The 13,769-nt window shown below is 34.3% G+C and carries 17 protein-coding genes and 1 pseudogene; 10 read left to right on the top strand and 8 right to left on the bottom strand.

The window, feature by feature from the left end; translation table 11 throughout:
- Positions 1-112 precede the first annotated feature (112 nt).
- On the top strand, positions 113-751 hold the full coding sequence (locus NX902_RS16635; protein ID WP_095331721.1) for a DUF1510 family protein: 639 nt from the start codon (positions 113-115) through the stop codon (positions 749-751).
- A gap of 43 nt (positions 752-794) precedes the next feature.
- Here the strand turns inward: NX902_RS16635 and NX902_RS16630 are convergent, their stop codons facing one another.
- Positions 795-1,007, bottom strand: coding sequence for a YrzA family protein (locus NX902_RS16630; protein WP_095331723.1), 213 nt, complete (start codon positions 1,005-1,007; stop codon positions 795-797).
- A 231-nt stretch (positions 1,008-1,238) separates the two neighbouring features.
- Here NX902_RS16630 and NX902_RS16625 point away from each other — a divergent pair, with 231 nt between their 5' ends.
- The 5 genes from NX902_RS16625 (at position 1,239) to NX902_RS16605 (ending at position 5,201) form a co-directional block, all read left to right on the top strand.
- Positions 1,239-1,889 (top strand): class I SAM-dependent DNA methyltransferase, encoded by a 651-nt coding sequence (locus NX902_RS16625; protein ID WP_123258027.1) that lies wholly within the window; start codon positions 1,239-1,241, stop codon positions 1,887-1,889.
- A 1-nt stretch (position 1,890) separates the two neighbouring features.
- A complete protein-coding gene (mtnN, locus tag NX902_RS16620; RefSeq protein WP_095331727.1) occupies positions 1,891-2,583 on the top strand; it encodes a 5'-methylthioadenosine/S-adenosylhomocysteine nucleosidase in 693 nt (230 codons plus the stop codon).
- Positions 2,584-2,720: 137 nt separating this feature from the next.
- A complete protein-coding gene (gene cysK / locus NX902_RS16615) occupies positions 2,721-3,644 on the top strand; it encodes a cysteine synthase A (RefSeq protein ID WP_095331737.1) in 924 nt (307 codons plus the stop codon).
- The gene (locus NX902_RS16610) at positions 3,645-4,778 is read left to right on the top strand and encodes a bifunctional cystathionine gamma-lyase/homocysteine desulfhydrase (protein WP_341160855.1); all 1,134 of its coding nucleotides are present in this window, start codon (positions 3,645-3,647) and stop codon (positions 4,776-4,778) included.
- 183 nt (positions 4,779-4,961) lie between these two features.
- Positions 4,962-5,201 (top strand): YrhC family protein, encoded by a 240-nt coding sequence (locus NX902_RS16605; protein ID WP_082138418.1) that lies wholly within the window; start codon positions 4,962-4,964, stop codon positions 5,199-5,201.
- A 246-nt stretch (positions 5,202-5,447) separates the two neighbouring features.
- Here NX902_RS16605 and NX902_RS16600 read toward each other — a convergent pair.
- Positions 5,448-5,795: pseudogene (locus NX902_RS16600) on the bottom strand (sigma-70 family RNA polymerase sigma factor); the annotation flags it as partial.
- A 348-nt stretch (positions 5,796-6,143) separates the two neighbouring features.
- On the opposite strand from NX902_RS16600, the gene NX902_RS16595 reads away from it, so the two are divergent.
- The gene (locus tag NX902_RS16595) at positions 6,144-8,075 is read left to right on the top strand and encodes a fructose-1,6-bisphosphatase (RefSeq protein ID WP_095334342.1); all 1,932 of its coding nucleotides are present in this window, start codon (positions 6,144-6,146) and stop codon (positions 8,073-8,075) included.
- 202 nt (positions 8,076-8,277) lie between these two features.
- On the opposite strand, the gene NX902_RS16590 is transcribed toward NX902_RS16595, so the two are convergent.
- The 3 genes from NX902_RS16590 to NX902_RS16580 are packed head-to-tail and all read right to left on the bottom strand — an operon-like array spanning position 8,278 to position 8,757.
- Entirely contained in the window at positions 8,278-8,415 is a 138-nt protein-coding gene (locus tag NX902_RS16590) for a YrzI family small protein (RefSeq protein ID WP_082138421.1), read from the bottom strand.
- 22 nt (positions 8,416-8,437) lie between these two features.
- Complete coding sequence (locus NX902_RS16585) at positions 8,438-8,590, bottom strand: YrzI family small protein (protein WP_095258116.1); 153 nt, start codon at positions 8,588-8,590, stop codon at positions 8,438-8,440.
- 26 nt (positions 8,591-8,616) lie between these two features.
- Positions 8,617-8,757 carry a YrzI family small protein gene (locus NX902_RS16580; RefSeq protein WP_095258117.1) on the bottom strand — a complete coding sequence of 47 codons (141 nt, stop codon included), beginning with the start codon at positions 8,755-8,757 and terminating at the stop codon, positions 8,617-8,619.
- A gap of 483 nt (positions 8,758-9,240) precedes the next feature.
- Between NX902_RS16580 and NX902_RS16575 the strand changes: the two genes are divergently transcribed.
- Positions 9,241-9,429 carry a hypothetical protein gene (locus NX902_RS16575; protein WP_341160854.1) on the top strand — a complete coding sequence of 63 codons (189 nt, stop codon included), beginning with the start codon at positions 9,241-9,243 and terminating at the stop codon, positions 9,427-9,429.
- A gap of 585 nt (positions 9,430-10,014) precedes the next feature.
- On the top strand, positions 10,015-10,182 hold the full coding sequence (locus tag NX902_RS16570; RefSeq protein WP_164464127.1) for a hypothetical protein: 168 nt from the start codon (positions 10,015-10,017) through the stop codon (positions 10,180-10,182).
- A 217-nt stretch (positions 10,183-10,399) separates the two neighbouring features.
- Here the strand turns inward: NX902_RS16570 and NX902_RS16565 are convergent, their stop codons facing one another.
- Positions 10,400-10,654 carry a hypothetical protein gene (locus NX902_RS16565; protein ID WP_095334339.1) on the bottom strand — a complete coding sequence of 85 codons (255 nt, stop codon included), beginning with the start codon at positions 10,652-10,654 and terminating at the stop codon, positions 10,400-10,402.
- A 469-nt stretch (positions 10,655-11,123) separates the two neighbouring features.
- Between NX902_RS16565 and NX902_RS16560 the strand changes: the two genes are divergently transcribed.
- Positions 11,124-11,522, top strand: a complete 399-nt coding sequence (locus NX902_RS16560) for a MerR family transcriptional regulator (RefSeq protein ID WP_341160853.1) — start codon at positions 11,124-11,126, stop codon at positions 11,520-11,522.
- A gap of 342 nt (positions 11,523-11,864) precedes the next feature.
- Here the strand turns inward: NX902_RS16560 and NX902_RS16555 are convergent, their stop codons facing one another.
- Together NX902_RS16555 and NX902_RS16550 are read right to left on the bottom strand one after the other, a co-directional pair.
- On the bottom strand, positions 11,865-12,968 hold the full coding sequence (locus NX902_RS16555; RefSeq protein ID WP_123258023.1) for a Gfo/Idh/MocA family protein: 1,104 nt from the start codon (positions 12,966-12,968) through the stop codon (positions 11,865-11,867).
- 51 nt (positions 12,969-13,019) lie between these two features.
- Positions 13,020-13,757 (bottom strand): ThuA domain-containing protein, encoded by a 738-nt coding sequence (locus tag NX902_RS16550; RefSeq protein ID WP_249878123.1) that lies wholly within the window; start codon positions 13,755-13,757, stop codon positions 13,020-13,022.
- Between the last annotated feature and the right edge of the window lie 12 nt (positions 13,758-13,769).

Raw genomic sequence — 13,769 nt, 5'->3', positions numbered from 1 at the left:
CTTTTCTAAAAGTGTACTGCCATGTTAAAATATGTACAGTGAAAGAAGAAAAGTGAGAGTTAAATCAACTTATATAAAGAGGAAATGGAAAGAAAATAGGGGGAGAAACACCTTGAGTAATGAAATAAATAATGAAGGTAAAACGAGATATGCACAACGTTCTAAAAGAAAGAAAACGAATCTTATTTTAAATGGATTAATCGTTGCTGTGATTTTACTAATTGTATTTGTATCATATTCTATTTTTCATACAAATGATGAAAAAAATACAGCTAAAAATAAAGAAAACGAACCGAAATCAGGTCAAGAAGTATCGGATGAGAATAAAACAGCTGCTTCGACGACTAAATCAGATAATAAAGAGGAGAACACTACTTCAGAAGAAGAAAAAGAATCTGATGGGGAGGAAATTGTCACAGAAGGTGGCAGTGACTCGAATGTTATTAAAACGATTGAGAATCCTTCCTGGAAGCCTGTTGGAACATCCCAAACAGGGGAGCATGTAGCTACTTATTCAGAAGGGGCAGACTGGAACGAACAAATTAAAGCATTATCTTATGCAACCGGCTTAGATAGCGGGAATATGACTGTTTGGTTCCTTGGAAATAATAATCATGATCCTCAGAAGTCTATTGGAACAGTATCATCTAAAGATAAATCTGAAAAATATAGAGTATATATAGAATGGGTAGATGGAAGTGGATGGAAACCAACGAAGGTAGAAGAAATAAAAGACTTAAATATTCGTTAAACTCGAACTGGAGAATCAAGCTCCAGTTCTTTTTTATTGTTTTTTAAAACTGCTTTTTCATTTTAAAATGGACAACGGCGGTGTAATAAGGCCGACCATTCTCTAGTAAAGTAACTTGATGGGAGACAGAATGAACAGAAAGCAATATAGCTTTATTGACTTCTACTTGTTCATTGATTTTTTTCTCGATTGCTTTTAGACTTTCTCCTTCAAAAAACTCTACCTTATCTTCTATCATTTCTAATTGGATATTCATGCTTAAATCTTCCTTTCTTCCTAACAGTAAAAATATCATAACATAAGGAGACAATGGATTAATATTAATACATAAAAACAGTCTGATAAAGATTGAAAATAGGGAATAAACTTACTATTTTTTGCATCTTGATAACAAAAAGAAAGATATGATAAATTAAGAACAAGAAATATTTAAAACCATAGTATACTTATAGGAATTATATATTTAAGAAAACAGGGGTGCAATGCTATGGGAAAAGAGTTTCTTGAGATTTTTGAACAATGGGCGGATTCTTACGATGACAGTCTCACTAACAATAAAGAATACGAAGCTGTTTTTCACAAGTATGATTATATATTAAAAATGGTAGCAGAACGTGCCACAGGGCATGTTGTTGAATTTGGGCCTGGTACAGGAAATTTAACTGTTAAACTGATTGAAAAGGGTTTAACGGTTACCGCCATAGAACCATCGCCTGCAATGAGGAAGTTGGCGAAGGAGAAAATTAATGCAAAAGCAACCATAATAGATGGGGATTTTCTTCACTTTAAGCTAGATCAGCAACCAGATACCTTTGTAAGTACTTATGCTTTTCATCACTTAACCGACCAAGAAAAAGAAGAAGCGATTAAACAGTATAGTAATCTCCTCCCTTTAGGTGGTAAAATAGTGTTTGCAGATACCATGTATGTCACTAAAGATGCGTACGATGAGGCAATTAAGAATGCCAAGGAAAAGGAGCATCACCATTTAGCAGAAGACTTGCAAAGAGAGTATTATACAACAATCCCCTTTCTAACGGAAATTTTAGAGAAGTACGGTTTTTCCGCATATTTTAAGAAGTTGAATGACTTTGTATGGATGATGGAAGGGGAAAAAATAAGCGAAAGAGGTAAGTGAATTGAAAATCGCAATAATCGGTGCAATGGAAGAAGAAGTAACTTTACTACGTGAAAAAATAGCAAATAAGAAAGAACAGACAATCGTTGGATTTCAGTTTATTGAAGGTGAATTATTTGGGAAAGAGGTTGTTTTACTTCGTTCTGGCATAGGAAAAGTGAATGCCGCAATGAGTACAACGATTCTAATGCAAACATTTAAACCAGACTATCTAATCAATACAGGTTCAGCAGGAGGATTAAATCCAACTCTTGAAGTAGGAGACGTTGTTATTTCGAGTGAAGTACGTCATCATGACGTAGACGCCACTATTTTTGGTTATGAATACGGCCAAGTTCCACAAATGCCAGCAAGCTTTAAGGCGACTGAAAGATTAATTGCTGCAGCAGAACAAAGTGCAAAGGAAATTGGCAATCATTCTGTAGTGACAGGTTTAATTACAACTGGTGACTCTTTTATCAATCAACCAGAAAAGGCAGCCTTTATAAAATCAAAATTCGAGAATCTGCAAGCTGTTGAAATGGAAGCAGCTGCAATCGCTCAGGTTGCTTATCAACATAATATTCCATTTGTTATTATTCGCTCTTTATCTGATATTGCTGGAAAGGAATCCCATTTATCTTTTGATCAGTATTTAGAAAAAGCGGCTGTCCATTCAGCAAATCTAGTGTTAGGAATCGTTGAGAGAATATAAAGAAGAGCAGAAGGGGAAACCCTTCCTTTCTTTTCTTCTAAATGCAAGTAAACAACTAAGAATAATAAGTTATGGAGAAATTTTTGTCTAGGAAGAAACTTGTTATATAGGGGGAAAATAAGTGGGTGGTGTGGAGTTTGAATGTTTATCGAAATGTGCATGAGTTAATAGGTCATACACCAATGCTTGAATTGACTCATTTTTCATTACCTAAAAATGTTCATTTATATGCGAAATTAGAATTTTGTAATCCAGGTGGAAGCATAAAAGATAGACTGGGTTATGAATTAATTCAAGAAGCGTTAAAAAGTGGAAAGCTTACTAAAGGTGGAACCATTATTGAGCCTACGGCAGGTAATACAGGTATTGGGTTAGCTCTTGCCGCATTAAATACAGGAATAAAGGTAATAGTTTGTGTGCCGGAAAAATTTAGTATCGAAAAGCAGGAAATTATGAAGGCATTAGGGGCGGAGATAATTCATACGCCTACTTCCTTAGGCATGCAAGGGGCAATTGAAAAAGCGAAAGAATTGCAGCGGAACATTCCTAATGCTTATGTACCAGGACAATTTGAAAATGAAGCAAATCCAAATACTTATTATAAAACACTGGGGCCAGAAATATGGGAGCAATTAAATTATCAGGTTGACGTATTTGTTGCTGGTGCTGGAACAGGTGGTACTTTTATGGGAACAGCCCGCTATTTAAAAGAACAAAATCCAGCTGTCAAAGCGGTAGTAGTAGAACCAGAAGGCTCTATTTTAAATGGTGGGAAAAGTGGACCACATAAAACGGAAGGAATTGGGATGGAGTTCATCCCAGCCTATATGGATACCAGCTATTTTGATCAAATTTCTACCGTTTCTGATGCAGATGCATTTGAGTATGTGAAGCTTGCAGCTCAAAAAGAAGGTTTGCTTGTAGGAAGTTCCTCTGGAGCCGCTTTATATGCCGCTGTACAGGAAGCGCAGAAAGCAGAAAGTGGCAGTAATATCGTTGTGGTTTTTCCAGACTCTAGTGATCGTTATATGAGCAAAAAAATATTTGATGGAGGGATTTAAATGAAAAGAAAAACAAAATTAATACATGGTGGAATTCCTGGAGACCCGCACACAGGAGCAGTGAACATTCCGATTTATCAAGTAAGCACATATAAACAAGACGGTATTGGCAATCATAAAGGCTTTGAATACTCTAGAACTGGAAACCCTACTCGCCATGCATTAGAAGAGCTTATCAAGGATTTAGAAGAAGGGAAAAGAGGCTTTGCATTTAGTTCTGGTATGGCAGCAATCACTGCGGTTATGATGCTATTTAAGAAGGGGGACCATATCCTCTTAACAGACGATGTATATGGGGGAACCTTCCGTGTGATGACAAAGGTTCTGAATAAGTTTGGAATAGAGGCAACCTTTATCGATACAAGTGATATTAACAATATCCAAGAGGCTATAAAAGAAAATACAGTAGCTTTGTATATTGAAACACCAACAAATCCATTATTAAAAATCACAGATATTGAAGCCGTTTCACGGATTGCAAAAGAAAAGGGATTATTAACGATTGTTGATAATACTTTTTCTACTCCTTATTGGCAAACGCCATTAACATTGGGAGCAGATATTGTCCTTCATAGTGCCACAAAGTATCTTGGTGGTCATAGTGATGTGGTATCCGGGCTTGTTGTTGTAAAGGACGAAAAATTAGGAGAAGAGCTTCATTTTGTGCAAAATTCAACTGGTGGAGTGTTAGGACCACATGATTCTTGGCTATTAATAAGAGGGATGAAAACACTAGGAATTCGAATGGAAGAGCATGAAAGCAACACAAGGCAAATCGTTAGTTTTCTAGAAAAACATCCAGCCATTGCAAAAATATATTATCCAGGACTGCCTACACATCCAAACCATGAAATTAGCAAGAAACAAGCACATGGCTTTGGAGGAATGGTAAGTTTTGATGTGGGAAGTGCAGAGAATGCTGATAAGCTTTTAAATAAAGTGAAATATTTTACACTTGCAGAAAGTTTAGGAGCTGTAGAAAGTCTAATCTCTGTTCCAGCAAGAATGACACATGCCTCCATTCCGCCTGAAAGAAGAGCAGAGCTAGGGATAACAGATGGTCTTGTAAGAATTTCTGTTGGATTAGAAGATGTAGAAGATTTAGTGGAAGATCTAAAACAGGCATTACAATAATGATCGACAAGAGATTTACGGATAGGAAACCTATTTGTAAATCTCTTTTTTTTATGGATGAATCGTGATGAAGCGCAATAATTTTTTCCATAATATCGCAATTTAGCTATTGATTTCATAAAGCTTAATCTACTATTCCTATGTTATGGTAATTATATAGTTTAGTAGAAAGTAGGGGAAGAAATGGAGAAAAAGATAAAAATTTTAACAGATAAGATATCTGATTATCAGCAATTTGGCACCGTTTTGCTAGCTGTTGGAGCATTTTTTTATATAGGAGTAATTATTCCTAAAATGGATAAGGTAACAGGTTATAATGAAGGCATGCTTATTACTTCAATTGTCTTCTTAAGTGTTTCGATTTTATTCTTTGCCAAAGCGAAGAAATTAAAAAAACTTTTGGATAAATGGAAAGAATCGTGATGGAGAGGAATAGGATGTTAGACAATGAGATGCCAGCTAAAGCAACACCCGAACTTATAGGAAGTGGAAACTTCGTATAATTGTTTGGGTTTTTTATTTGTTTAAAGATTGCTTTATGATGTTTGTTGTTATCACGATCTGCGCTTGAAAGGAAGAGGGAGAAGGTAACAGAGTGATTGCTGATCAAAGAAAAGAGACTTGGGATTACTCTTTTTTATTTAATTACGAGCCGCTCTACCCTATTGTAATAAGGATTTCATTCTCAATACATCGGGCAGCATAAGTAGCTAATTTTGTTCCTTTTCCTTCAGAAAAGCTTTCTATCCCTTTTATTAGTCCAATGGTTCCAATCGAAATTAGATCCTCTGAATCTTCACCTGTATTTTCGAATTTTTTTACAATATGAGCAACTAAGCGTAAATTATGCTCTATTAACATATTTCTTGCATGCGAATCTCCTTCAGCCATCAATCGTAAATATTTTTTTTCATCACTCGCTGATAATGGTTGGGGAAATGCATTATTCTTTACATAGGACACAAGAAAAACTAATTCTTTGAGTAAAGCTCCAATTGACAATAAGATTCCAGACATTTTTCCACCTCCACATTCAAGGACATTTGCCTATACTTCATTACTATGTGAAAAGAGAGTAGGTTTTGCATGTCCAACCGACAATAAACTTTGGAAAATATATTTTATTTTGGTTTATTGTCTGCATATTGTGGGTAGTGTCAGGAAATACCTTTCTACGATAAAAAAGAGCTGTAAAGGTTCGATTTGCTGCTAGTAGTTCACAGGCTGAACATAGAAGAATCTCCCAGTTTGCTACGAGGCTACGTTTTATTTTCCATTTATTATTAAAATCTTATTAAATTCTTTTTATTACCTTGTATAATACATATATTAATAACTTTTTTCTATTACTCGGAGGTGGACCAAATGGATACGAAATATTTAGATTTGCTTACAGAAAAGTATGATTCGGAAGAAAAAGTAGTAACAGAAATCATCAATCTGGACGCAATATTAAATCTTCCTAAGGGAACGGAGCATTTTGTCAGCGATTTGCATGGTGAGTTTCATGCTTTTCAACATGTATTAAGAAATGGTTCAGGAAATGTGAAAGAAAAAATTCGCGATTTATTTAAAGATGAGCTTTTAAGTGCTGAAATCGATGAATTCGCCACTTTGGTTTATTATCCAGAAGAGAAATTGAAAAGAATAGTGAATTCATTTATACATACGAAAGAACTAGATAAATGGTATGCAGATACCATTGAAAGAATGATTCGCTTAGTTTCTTATGCATCCTCCAAGTATACCAATTCCAAAGTTCGTAAAGCATTACCACAACAGTTTGTTTATATTATTGAAGAATTATTATATGAAAAAAATGAATTAAATAATAAAACAGATTATTATTCAAGCATCATTAACAGAATAATTTCACTAGGACAAGCTAATAAACTAATTATCGGACTTTCCTATACTATTCAAAGACTGGTTGTCGACCATTTGCATGTTGTTGGCGATATATACGACCGGGGGCCTTATCCTGATAAAATTATCGATACATTAATGGATTATCATTCCGTGGATATCCAGTGGGGTAATCACGATGTTCTATGGATTGGTGCATATGCAGGATCTAAAGTCTGTCTTGCTAATATTATTCGGATATGTGCTAGATATGATAATTTAGATATTATTGAGGATGCTTATGGGATAAATTTACGTCCACTCTTAAACTTAGCAAATAAATATTATAAAGATAACAAAGCTTTTCGTCCAAAAATGAATGCCAAAGAAAATACAGACGAAAATATTTTACAAATCACAAAAATTCACCAAGCTATTTCTATTATTCAATTTAAACTTGAAATACCTATTATTAAAAGGCGACCTGATTTTCAAATGCACCACCGCCTGCTTCTAGAAAAAATTGATTATGAGCATAATACCATAGATTTAAACGGTAAAATTTATTCGCTTGAAAATACCTGTTTTAATACAATTGATCCGAAAGATCCATCTCTCCTTTTAGAAGAAGAAGAGCAAGTTATTAATAAACTGCTTTTTTCGATTCAACATTCTGAGAAACTAGCAAAACATATTCATTTTCTTATAAATAAGGGGAGTTTATATTTAAGATATAATAGCAATTTATTAATCCATGGTTGTATTCCATTAAATGAAGATGGATCAATGAAATCGATGCGTATAGACGGGAAAGATTATCGAGGAAAAGAATTATTTGATCTATTTGAATATTATTTGCGTTATAGCTTTAATCATCCTGAAATAACTGATGACTTTGCAACAGATTTAGTTTGGTATTTATGGACTGGGGAAAATTCCTCGTTATTTGGCAAAAAAGATATGACTACATTTGAACGTTATTTTATTAAAGAAAAGGAAACACATAAAGAAAAAAAGAATCCTTACTACTCCTTACGGGAAAACGAAGAGGTCTGCCGCCATATTTTGGAGGAATTTAATTTAAACCCTGATCAGGGGCATATTATAAATGGTCATACACCTGTTGCGGAAATTAATGGAGAAAATCCAATTAAAGCGAATGGAAAAATGATTGTGATAGATGGAGGATTTTCCAAAGCCTATCAATCTAAAACAGGAATTGCCGGCTATACCTTATTATATAATTCCTATGGCATGCAATTGGTTGCCCATAAGCGCTTTACTTCAAAAGAAGATGTGTTAGAAAATGGCACCGATGTCTTATCGGTAAAAAGAGTAGTAGACAGAGAATTAAAACGGAAAAAGGTACTTGAAACAAATGTAGGGCAAAAGTTACTTGAGCAAATGAATGATTTAAATCGATTATTAGAATATCGCTATCTAAAAAAATAAGAAAAGAACAAGCAGTGTGGCTTACTGTTTCCCACTGTTTGTTCTTTTCTTATTTCTTCATGCTTGGTGGCTTGCTACATTATATTTCTTTCCCTACGTTAGTCTGTGTCTTTATCCGCCCATAAGATTGATTGTCGACTCTGTAAAATAATTAAAAACATTTTTATCCACCTCTCCTTAATTTTTATTTTATTCTATTTTTTTAGAAACGTATGATTGAATATTGTTTTCTTCTATTTTCTTCCATGATTTCTTCAATCATTTGCTGATGAGTAATTTCTTCGGCTGTCATCTTTTTGGGATGAACGGTAATGGTAAAAAACAGCATATTTATTATCATAGTTAATACCTCCTATTTATTATTAGTAATGGAAATTTGAAAAATATCCAGAACGAATTTGCTTTGTTTTCGTTTCTTCGAATATTTGCTCGATCTCCTGTAAATGATTCTGTTCTTCTTCCGTCGGTCTTTTCCTATTTATAGTTATGGTAATAAAGAAAATATTTAAGGTCATGTTTTCACCTCCTATATGTGAATGTTTTACAACCTATAGCCCATTTCATGGAGTTTTCTGCGATTTTCTTCTATTCTCTTTTCCATTTCAATTTCTTGTAAAAATTCAGCATTTGTATATTGCTTTTTCTTAAACGTAACTGTTAAAAAAATTAGATTTAATGTCATTTTTCTTTCACTCCTAGTTTAAAATTTTCCATAAATGGAATTTTTTTCTCGTGAGTGCACAAAAAAACCGCAAATAGACTGATCTGCGGCTTAAAAAGGGCATAATAAAACCGCAGGACACGACTACCCTGCGGTTGGATAATTTTAGTTAAATGAAAACTAAGATAAATAATCCCATTCCGAAGCGGTTGAATTCGTGTACGTTAAATATTCAATTAGTACTACATTGTTTAATTCTGGTAAAATTCTGATCATTTTATTCAACCTCCTTCGATTTTTTTTGTTCTCACATTGGTAATTATATCCTCGAATGCCAATCTTGTAAACCTTTTTTTGAAAAAATGGATATTCCACACGGTTTTTTAGGGTTTTTGTTATTCCAGTCTGCTGTTCAAATGGAAGAAATAATGTTATTTCATTGATGTACACATATACATGCACCAGGGGAAAATCTTAGTGTGCAAAACTTGAAGAGGTATCCGATTGCCAAGCAGTATTTCTCCAAAATCAAGGAAGTTACTTGATTTAAAACTGCCAAACATGGAAATAGAAAGTAATTTTCAATTCGTTGCTTTTCCCTTTCGAATCCAATTTGATACAGAAAATTATAAAAGTCAACAAACCTTTGGTTCTTTTATATATTCATTCAAAATAGCGATTGAATATAGTTAGAGGGATAATAAATTGTTTAACATAATTTGTATTTACAATTATTTTTATCATCATTATGTTTTTAACTATGGTTAAAAATAGTAAAAGATAATTCAAAAAAATAATACCTCAAAAATTTTTAGTTAGAATGACTTTTAATCACAAACGTTAAATTGTGAAAAGGGTAATTGAAGAATTAGTTATTGTAGACAGTGAGACTATAAATAAATCTTTTAATGTGGAACTATTATTATTAAGAATGAATCTTCTAAAACTTATATCGTTAAAAAGAGGGATAAAGCCACAAAAATTGCTAAAGCACTTAATACTACTCTTGCTAAGTTTAAAAGAGGTTAAGCCTTCTAAGAAAAACTGGAATTTAGACTATCCTGAAGACAAAATGCTATAAAATGATCTGAATGGATATGTTATACAATATGATTACCTCACACATCCCTGTTCTTTGGAATGGGCATTTTTTCTTTATTAAATCAAAAAATTAAAGAAATATTTCATACTTAGAGTTAATATGAGGATAATAAAATACAAAAAGGGAGAGAATTGGAAATGAACAGATATAAAAATAGTATAATTTTTTATTTTATAATGATAGTTTTTTTTGTAGTGTATGTGAAATTAGTAGGTTATGTGTTCAATAGATGGATTCCATTAAGTCCGACAGCTGATTTATTTACTATTATAATTATTGGGCTTATTGTTATACCGGTATCCGCAATCTCTGCTCATCATTTAATAAAATTAATCCAAAAGTAATGAAGGCTTTCCTTTTTACTGGCATTATTGTTGTAGATGCAGCATTTTGCAGGGTGATCATTATGGTAAATAGTTCCATTTATTTGGATTGATTATGTTACCTGGACTGTTAAAGAGAAATATCTAATATTTATTTTGACTAAAATTAAAAATCGTAGAAAACCTTCACCTTAATTGGTGAGGTCTTTTTTAATCAAAAAAAATAAGGCACAATGCCTTATTCTTCTTCTTCATAAGGTTTATGTTTGATTTCAATGGTACGTTGGTCATCGAAACCAACTACAGGATGTAGATTATAAGATGTGTGGTCAAAATCTACATGAGAATTAGAAACTGTAAAGATAGTAATTGTTTCATTATCTGAGTCAACAACTGAGTATTTAAATTCATTGGCTAAATCTTTGAATAAGGAATATTCTTCGTGGATTGTTACAACCCAATTATAACCTATTGTAAATTGTTTTGTTTTCATAACACCTCCAAATATGGTCATTTATACCTTTTATTGTAAGTGATTTGGTGAAGTTTGGCAATTAGAAGATTTACTATTTGGTATCTTTTTTATTATGTTTTTTATTATTTTAAAGTAAACTGAAATCAATGGTTGGTCATGGTGATTAGTCTTATTACCAGAAATTTATGCTGTGTCTCATGCATTAGAATTTAAGCCTAAGTTAAAAGAAATGATGTTAGGGGGATGACAAGGTATGTTAACTATTTTTAATGAAAAAACAAGAATAATGATAAATTCGAAGAAAGTTGCAATGTATTATAAAAAACTAGTTGGATTTTGTAATTACCAGCAGCTAATATATCAGATTTGGTGATGAACAGACAATCATTAATTTAAGTTTCCTATAATAAAAGTAAAATTGAAAAAAGTCCTTGCTTTTGACGTAACGTCAAGTGTTAAAGTTCAATATGAAAGGGAGTGATAACAAATGTCAATAGAGAAAAATTACTCTATTGGAGAATTTGCAAAGCTAACTGGAGTCACTGAACGAACACTGCGTCACTATGATCAGATGGAGCTATTGAAACCTTCTGGATACACAGAACATGGACATCGGATCTATAACAACAATTCCATCGCTCAGCTTCAAAAAATATTATTACTAAAGTTTTTGGATTTGTCACTTGGAGAAATTTCGGAATATCTTAAGCAACCGGAGCAAAATTTAGCAATGACACTGGTCAATTATGCACAGATGCTGGAAGAAAAGCGAAAACAGATTGGAAACGGTTTTACAAGCCATTACCCGCGTTCAAAGTATCGTTTCCGGACCCGAACCCGTCAATCACGATTCGTTGCTTGTACTCATTCATGCTTTGAAAAATGAGGAAGCTCGAAATCGTTGGATTAGTGAACATTCGTCCGATTCGGTGCATAATAAGCTACACTCGCTTACTGTGCAACTTGAATTAGAAAAGGAAATGGCCACATGGACTGGTAAAATGAAACGATTTATTTAAGAAGGAAAGGCACCTAATGATACTAACGTTCTTGCATACATTGAAGAGTTGGTATATCTTAATCGGCAGATAATAGTAATTGATTACGTTCATCAAATTTTCTCCAGCAAGGGGATAAAGGCAATTTATTGTTTAGTCTTTAATTTTAACCCTGCACTTCGATAAAAGCTCGAAGTACAGGGAAAGATATTTTTATTTTGCTTGTGTTTCTAATCGAATTCCTTTTCCTGTCCCTCTAAGGGCAAGGATTTTGGGCGGTCGCACGTACTTTTCATCAGATAATGCTGACCATTATCTGATGAATCATGGAAGCCATACATCGCCTCTAAAACGTGATACGCTAAATCACTATTTGCGCGATATTTTCCACCTTCGATAATCGCTCTAGCCATGTCAGCAACGCCTAGACCTCTATTGTTTTGGGTATATCCATAAGTAAGAGGAACTTCTTTAAATTCTTTTTCATCACGTTTTCTTATTTTCACAGGACCGCTGAAGGTGTTAGGGTCAGGAACAAGTAATGTACCTTCACTTCCATAGACTTCAATAGGAGGTAACGATGTACCTCCGAAAGCATCGAAGCTCGTCGTAATGCTTCCAATTACACCTGAAGCGAAATCAATCACTCCTGAAATATGCGTAGGTATTGATACTTTCAATTTCGTGCCCGCTTTTGGTGTACTAAGTATCGTTCTTTCTGGGTAACTAATGCGAGTGGAACCAGAAATTCGTTTAATCGGTCCTAATAGAGCCACTAATGCTGTTAAGTAGTAAGGTCCCATATCAAACATAGGACCCCCGCCAGTATCATAATAAAAGGCAGGGTCTGGGTGCCAATGCTCATGACCACGGCCAATCATAAAGGCAGATGCACCAATTGGTACTCCTATTTCTCCTTGTTCAATCAGATTAACAGCAGTTTGAATACCAGCACCTAAGAAGGTATCTGGCGCACTACCAACGAGCAGATTATGCTTTTTAGCGGCTTCTAAAATTAGTTGTCCTTCCTCGCGTGTCACAGCAAGTGGCTTTTCTGTATAGACATGCTTACCGGCCTCTAATGCCTGAATGGTTACGGAAGCATGTGCTTTAGGAATCGTTAAGTTTATCACTAGTTCTATCTCTGGATCCGAGAGTAATTCTGCAACGGAATAAGCCAATGGTATACCAAATTTTTTGGCTTGAGTACGGGCACGCCCTGTATCTAAATCTGCACAAGCCACCAGCTCGAGATAAGGAAGCTTCGGGCAGTTTTCCATATAAACGGAACTAATATTTCCACAACCAATGATGCCAATTTTAAGTTTCCTCATAAGAGATCCTCCGCTTCATTATGTTTCTGATAGTATTTGCTGTATCCTTCCTTATTGACTGTCCCCCATACCTGTATAGTTACGTACGTTTTCATAACTAGAAGCTGTGTCTACATTTTCGATACGTTTTTTTCCTTCAGCTGCCCATAGAAATCCGCGGCGCATAATGAGTGAAACTTCTGGCATAGCAACGATATTAGCTTGATGCCCTAATGAATTATAAAACACATTTCCAAAGCCCCAGCGTTTGGTCCAAACTACAGGCATATCTACCGCTTTATTAGCAGAGTGTGGTCCATGAATAACTGGGAAGCGGGTGGTAGCTAGCACTTCAACAGCTGGATCGTAATGAAGGTAATATTGCTCACTGGTAACTTTAAAATCCGAGAGCCCTTCTAATAGTGGACTAGAAGTATGTTTTATGTTGACCATGTACTCCACACCATCATTTCCAGGATGGGCAACCCAATTACCGCCAGTCATAAATTGCCAGTCAACATTATTACGAAAGGAATCACACATTCCCCCATGGCATCCAGCTAGACCAACACCAGAAGCAACTGCTTCAGAAATATTTAAGATATACTTTTTTTCAATTTCTCCCATTGTCCAGTGGGGAACAATTAGATCTAAGCTTTTTAATTTTTCTTTGTCTGCGTAGGAGTCTAATGAATTAGATACTTCTACTTGGAAGTTCTCTTCTTCGAGGATTCTTTTAAAAATTTCTGCTATCTGTTCAGGCTGATGACCATCCCAGCCACCCCAAACGATTAATGCATTTTTTTTCATAGTATAAGCAGC

Source organism: Niallia sp. FSL W8-0954, assembly GCF_038005605.1.
In the GTDB taxonomy this organism is placed as follows: domain Bacteria; phylum Bacillota; class Bacilli; order Bacillales; family Cytobacillaceae; genus Niallia; species Niallia circulans_A.
The sequence above is the reverse complement of the archived record's forward strand: the minus strand, read 5'-3'. Positions and strand labels throughout refer to the sequence as shown.

Coding starts and splice junctions, on each gene's coding strand:
- NX902_RS16630 (WP_095331723.1), bottom strand. CDS start 1,007: ATGAATATCCAATTAGAAATGATAGAAGATAAGGTAGAGTTTTTTGAA.
- NX902_RS16625 (WP_123258027.1), top strand. CDS start 1,239: ATGGGAAAAGAGTTTCTTGAGATTTTTGAACAATGGGCGGATTCTTAC.
- NX902_RS16610 (WP_341160855.1), top strand. CDS start 3,645: ATGAAAAGAAAAACAAAATTAATACATGGTGGAATTCCTGGAGACCCG.
- NX902_RS16605 (WP_082138418.1), top strand. CDS start 4,962: ATGGAGAAAAAGATAAAAATTTTAACAGATAAGATATCTGATTATCAG.
- NX902_RS16595 (WP_095334342.1), top strand. CDS start 6,144: ATGGATACGAAATATTTAGATTTGCTTACAGAAAAGTATGATTCGGAA.
- NX902_RS16590 (WP_082138421.1), bottom strand. CDS start 8,415: ATGATAATAAATATGCTGTTTTTTACCATTACCGTTCATCCCAAAAAG.
- NX902_RS16585 (WP_095258116.1), bottom strand. CDS start 8,590: ATGACCTTAAATATTTTCTTTATTACCATAACTATAAATAGGAAAAGA.
- NX902_RS16580 (WP_095258117.1), bottom strand. CDS start 8,757: ATGACATTAAATCTAATTTTTTTAACAGTTACGTTTAAGAAAAAGCAA.
- NX902_RS16570 (WP_164464127.1), top strand. CDS start 10,015: ATGATAGTTTTTTTTGTAGTGTATGTGAAATTAGTAGGTTATGTGTTC.
- NX902_RS16565 (WP_095334339.1), bottom strand. CDS start 10,654: ATGAAAACAAAACAATTTACAATAGGTTATAATTGGGTTGTAACAATC.
- NX902_RS16560 (WP_341160853.1), top strand. CDS start 11,124: ATGTCAATAGAGAAAAATTACTCTATTGGAGAATTTGCAAAGCTAACT.
- NX902_RS16555 (WP_123258023.1), bottom strand. CDS start 12,968: ATGAGGAAACTTAAAATTGGCATCATTGGTTGTGGAAATATTAGTTCC.
- NX902_RS16550 (WP_249878123.1), bottom strand. CDS start 13,757: ATGAAAAAAAATGCATTAATCGTTTGGGGTGGCTGGGATGGTCATCAG.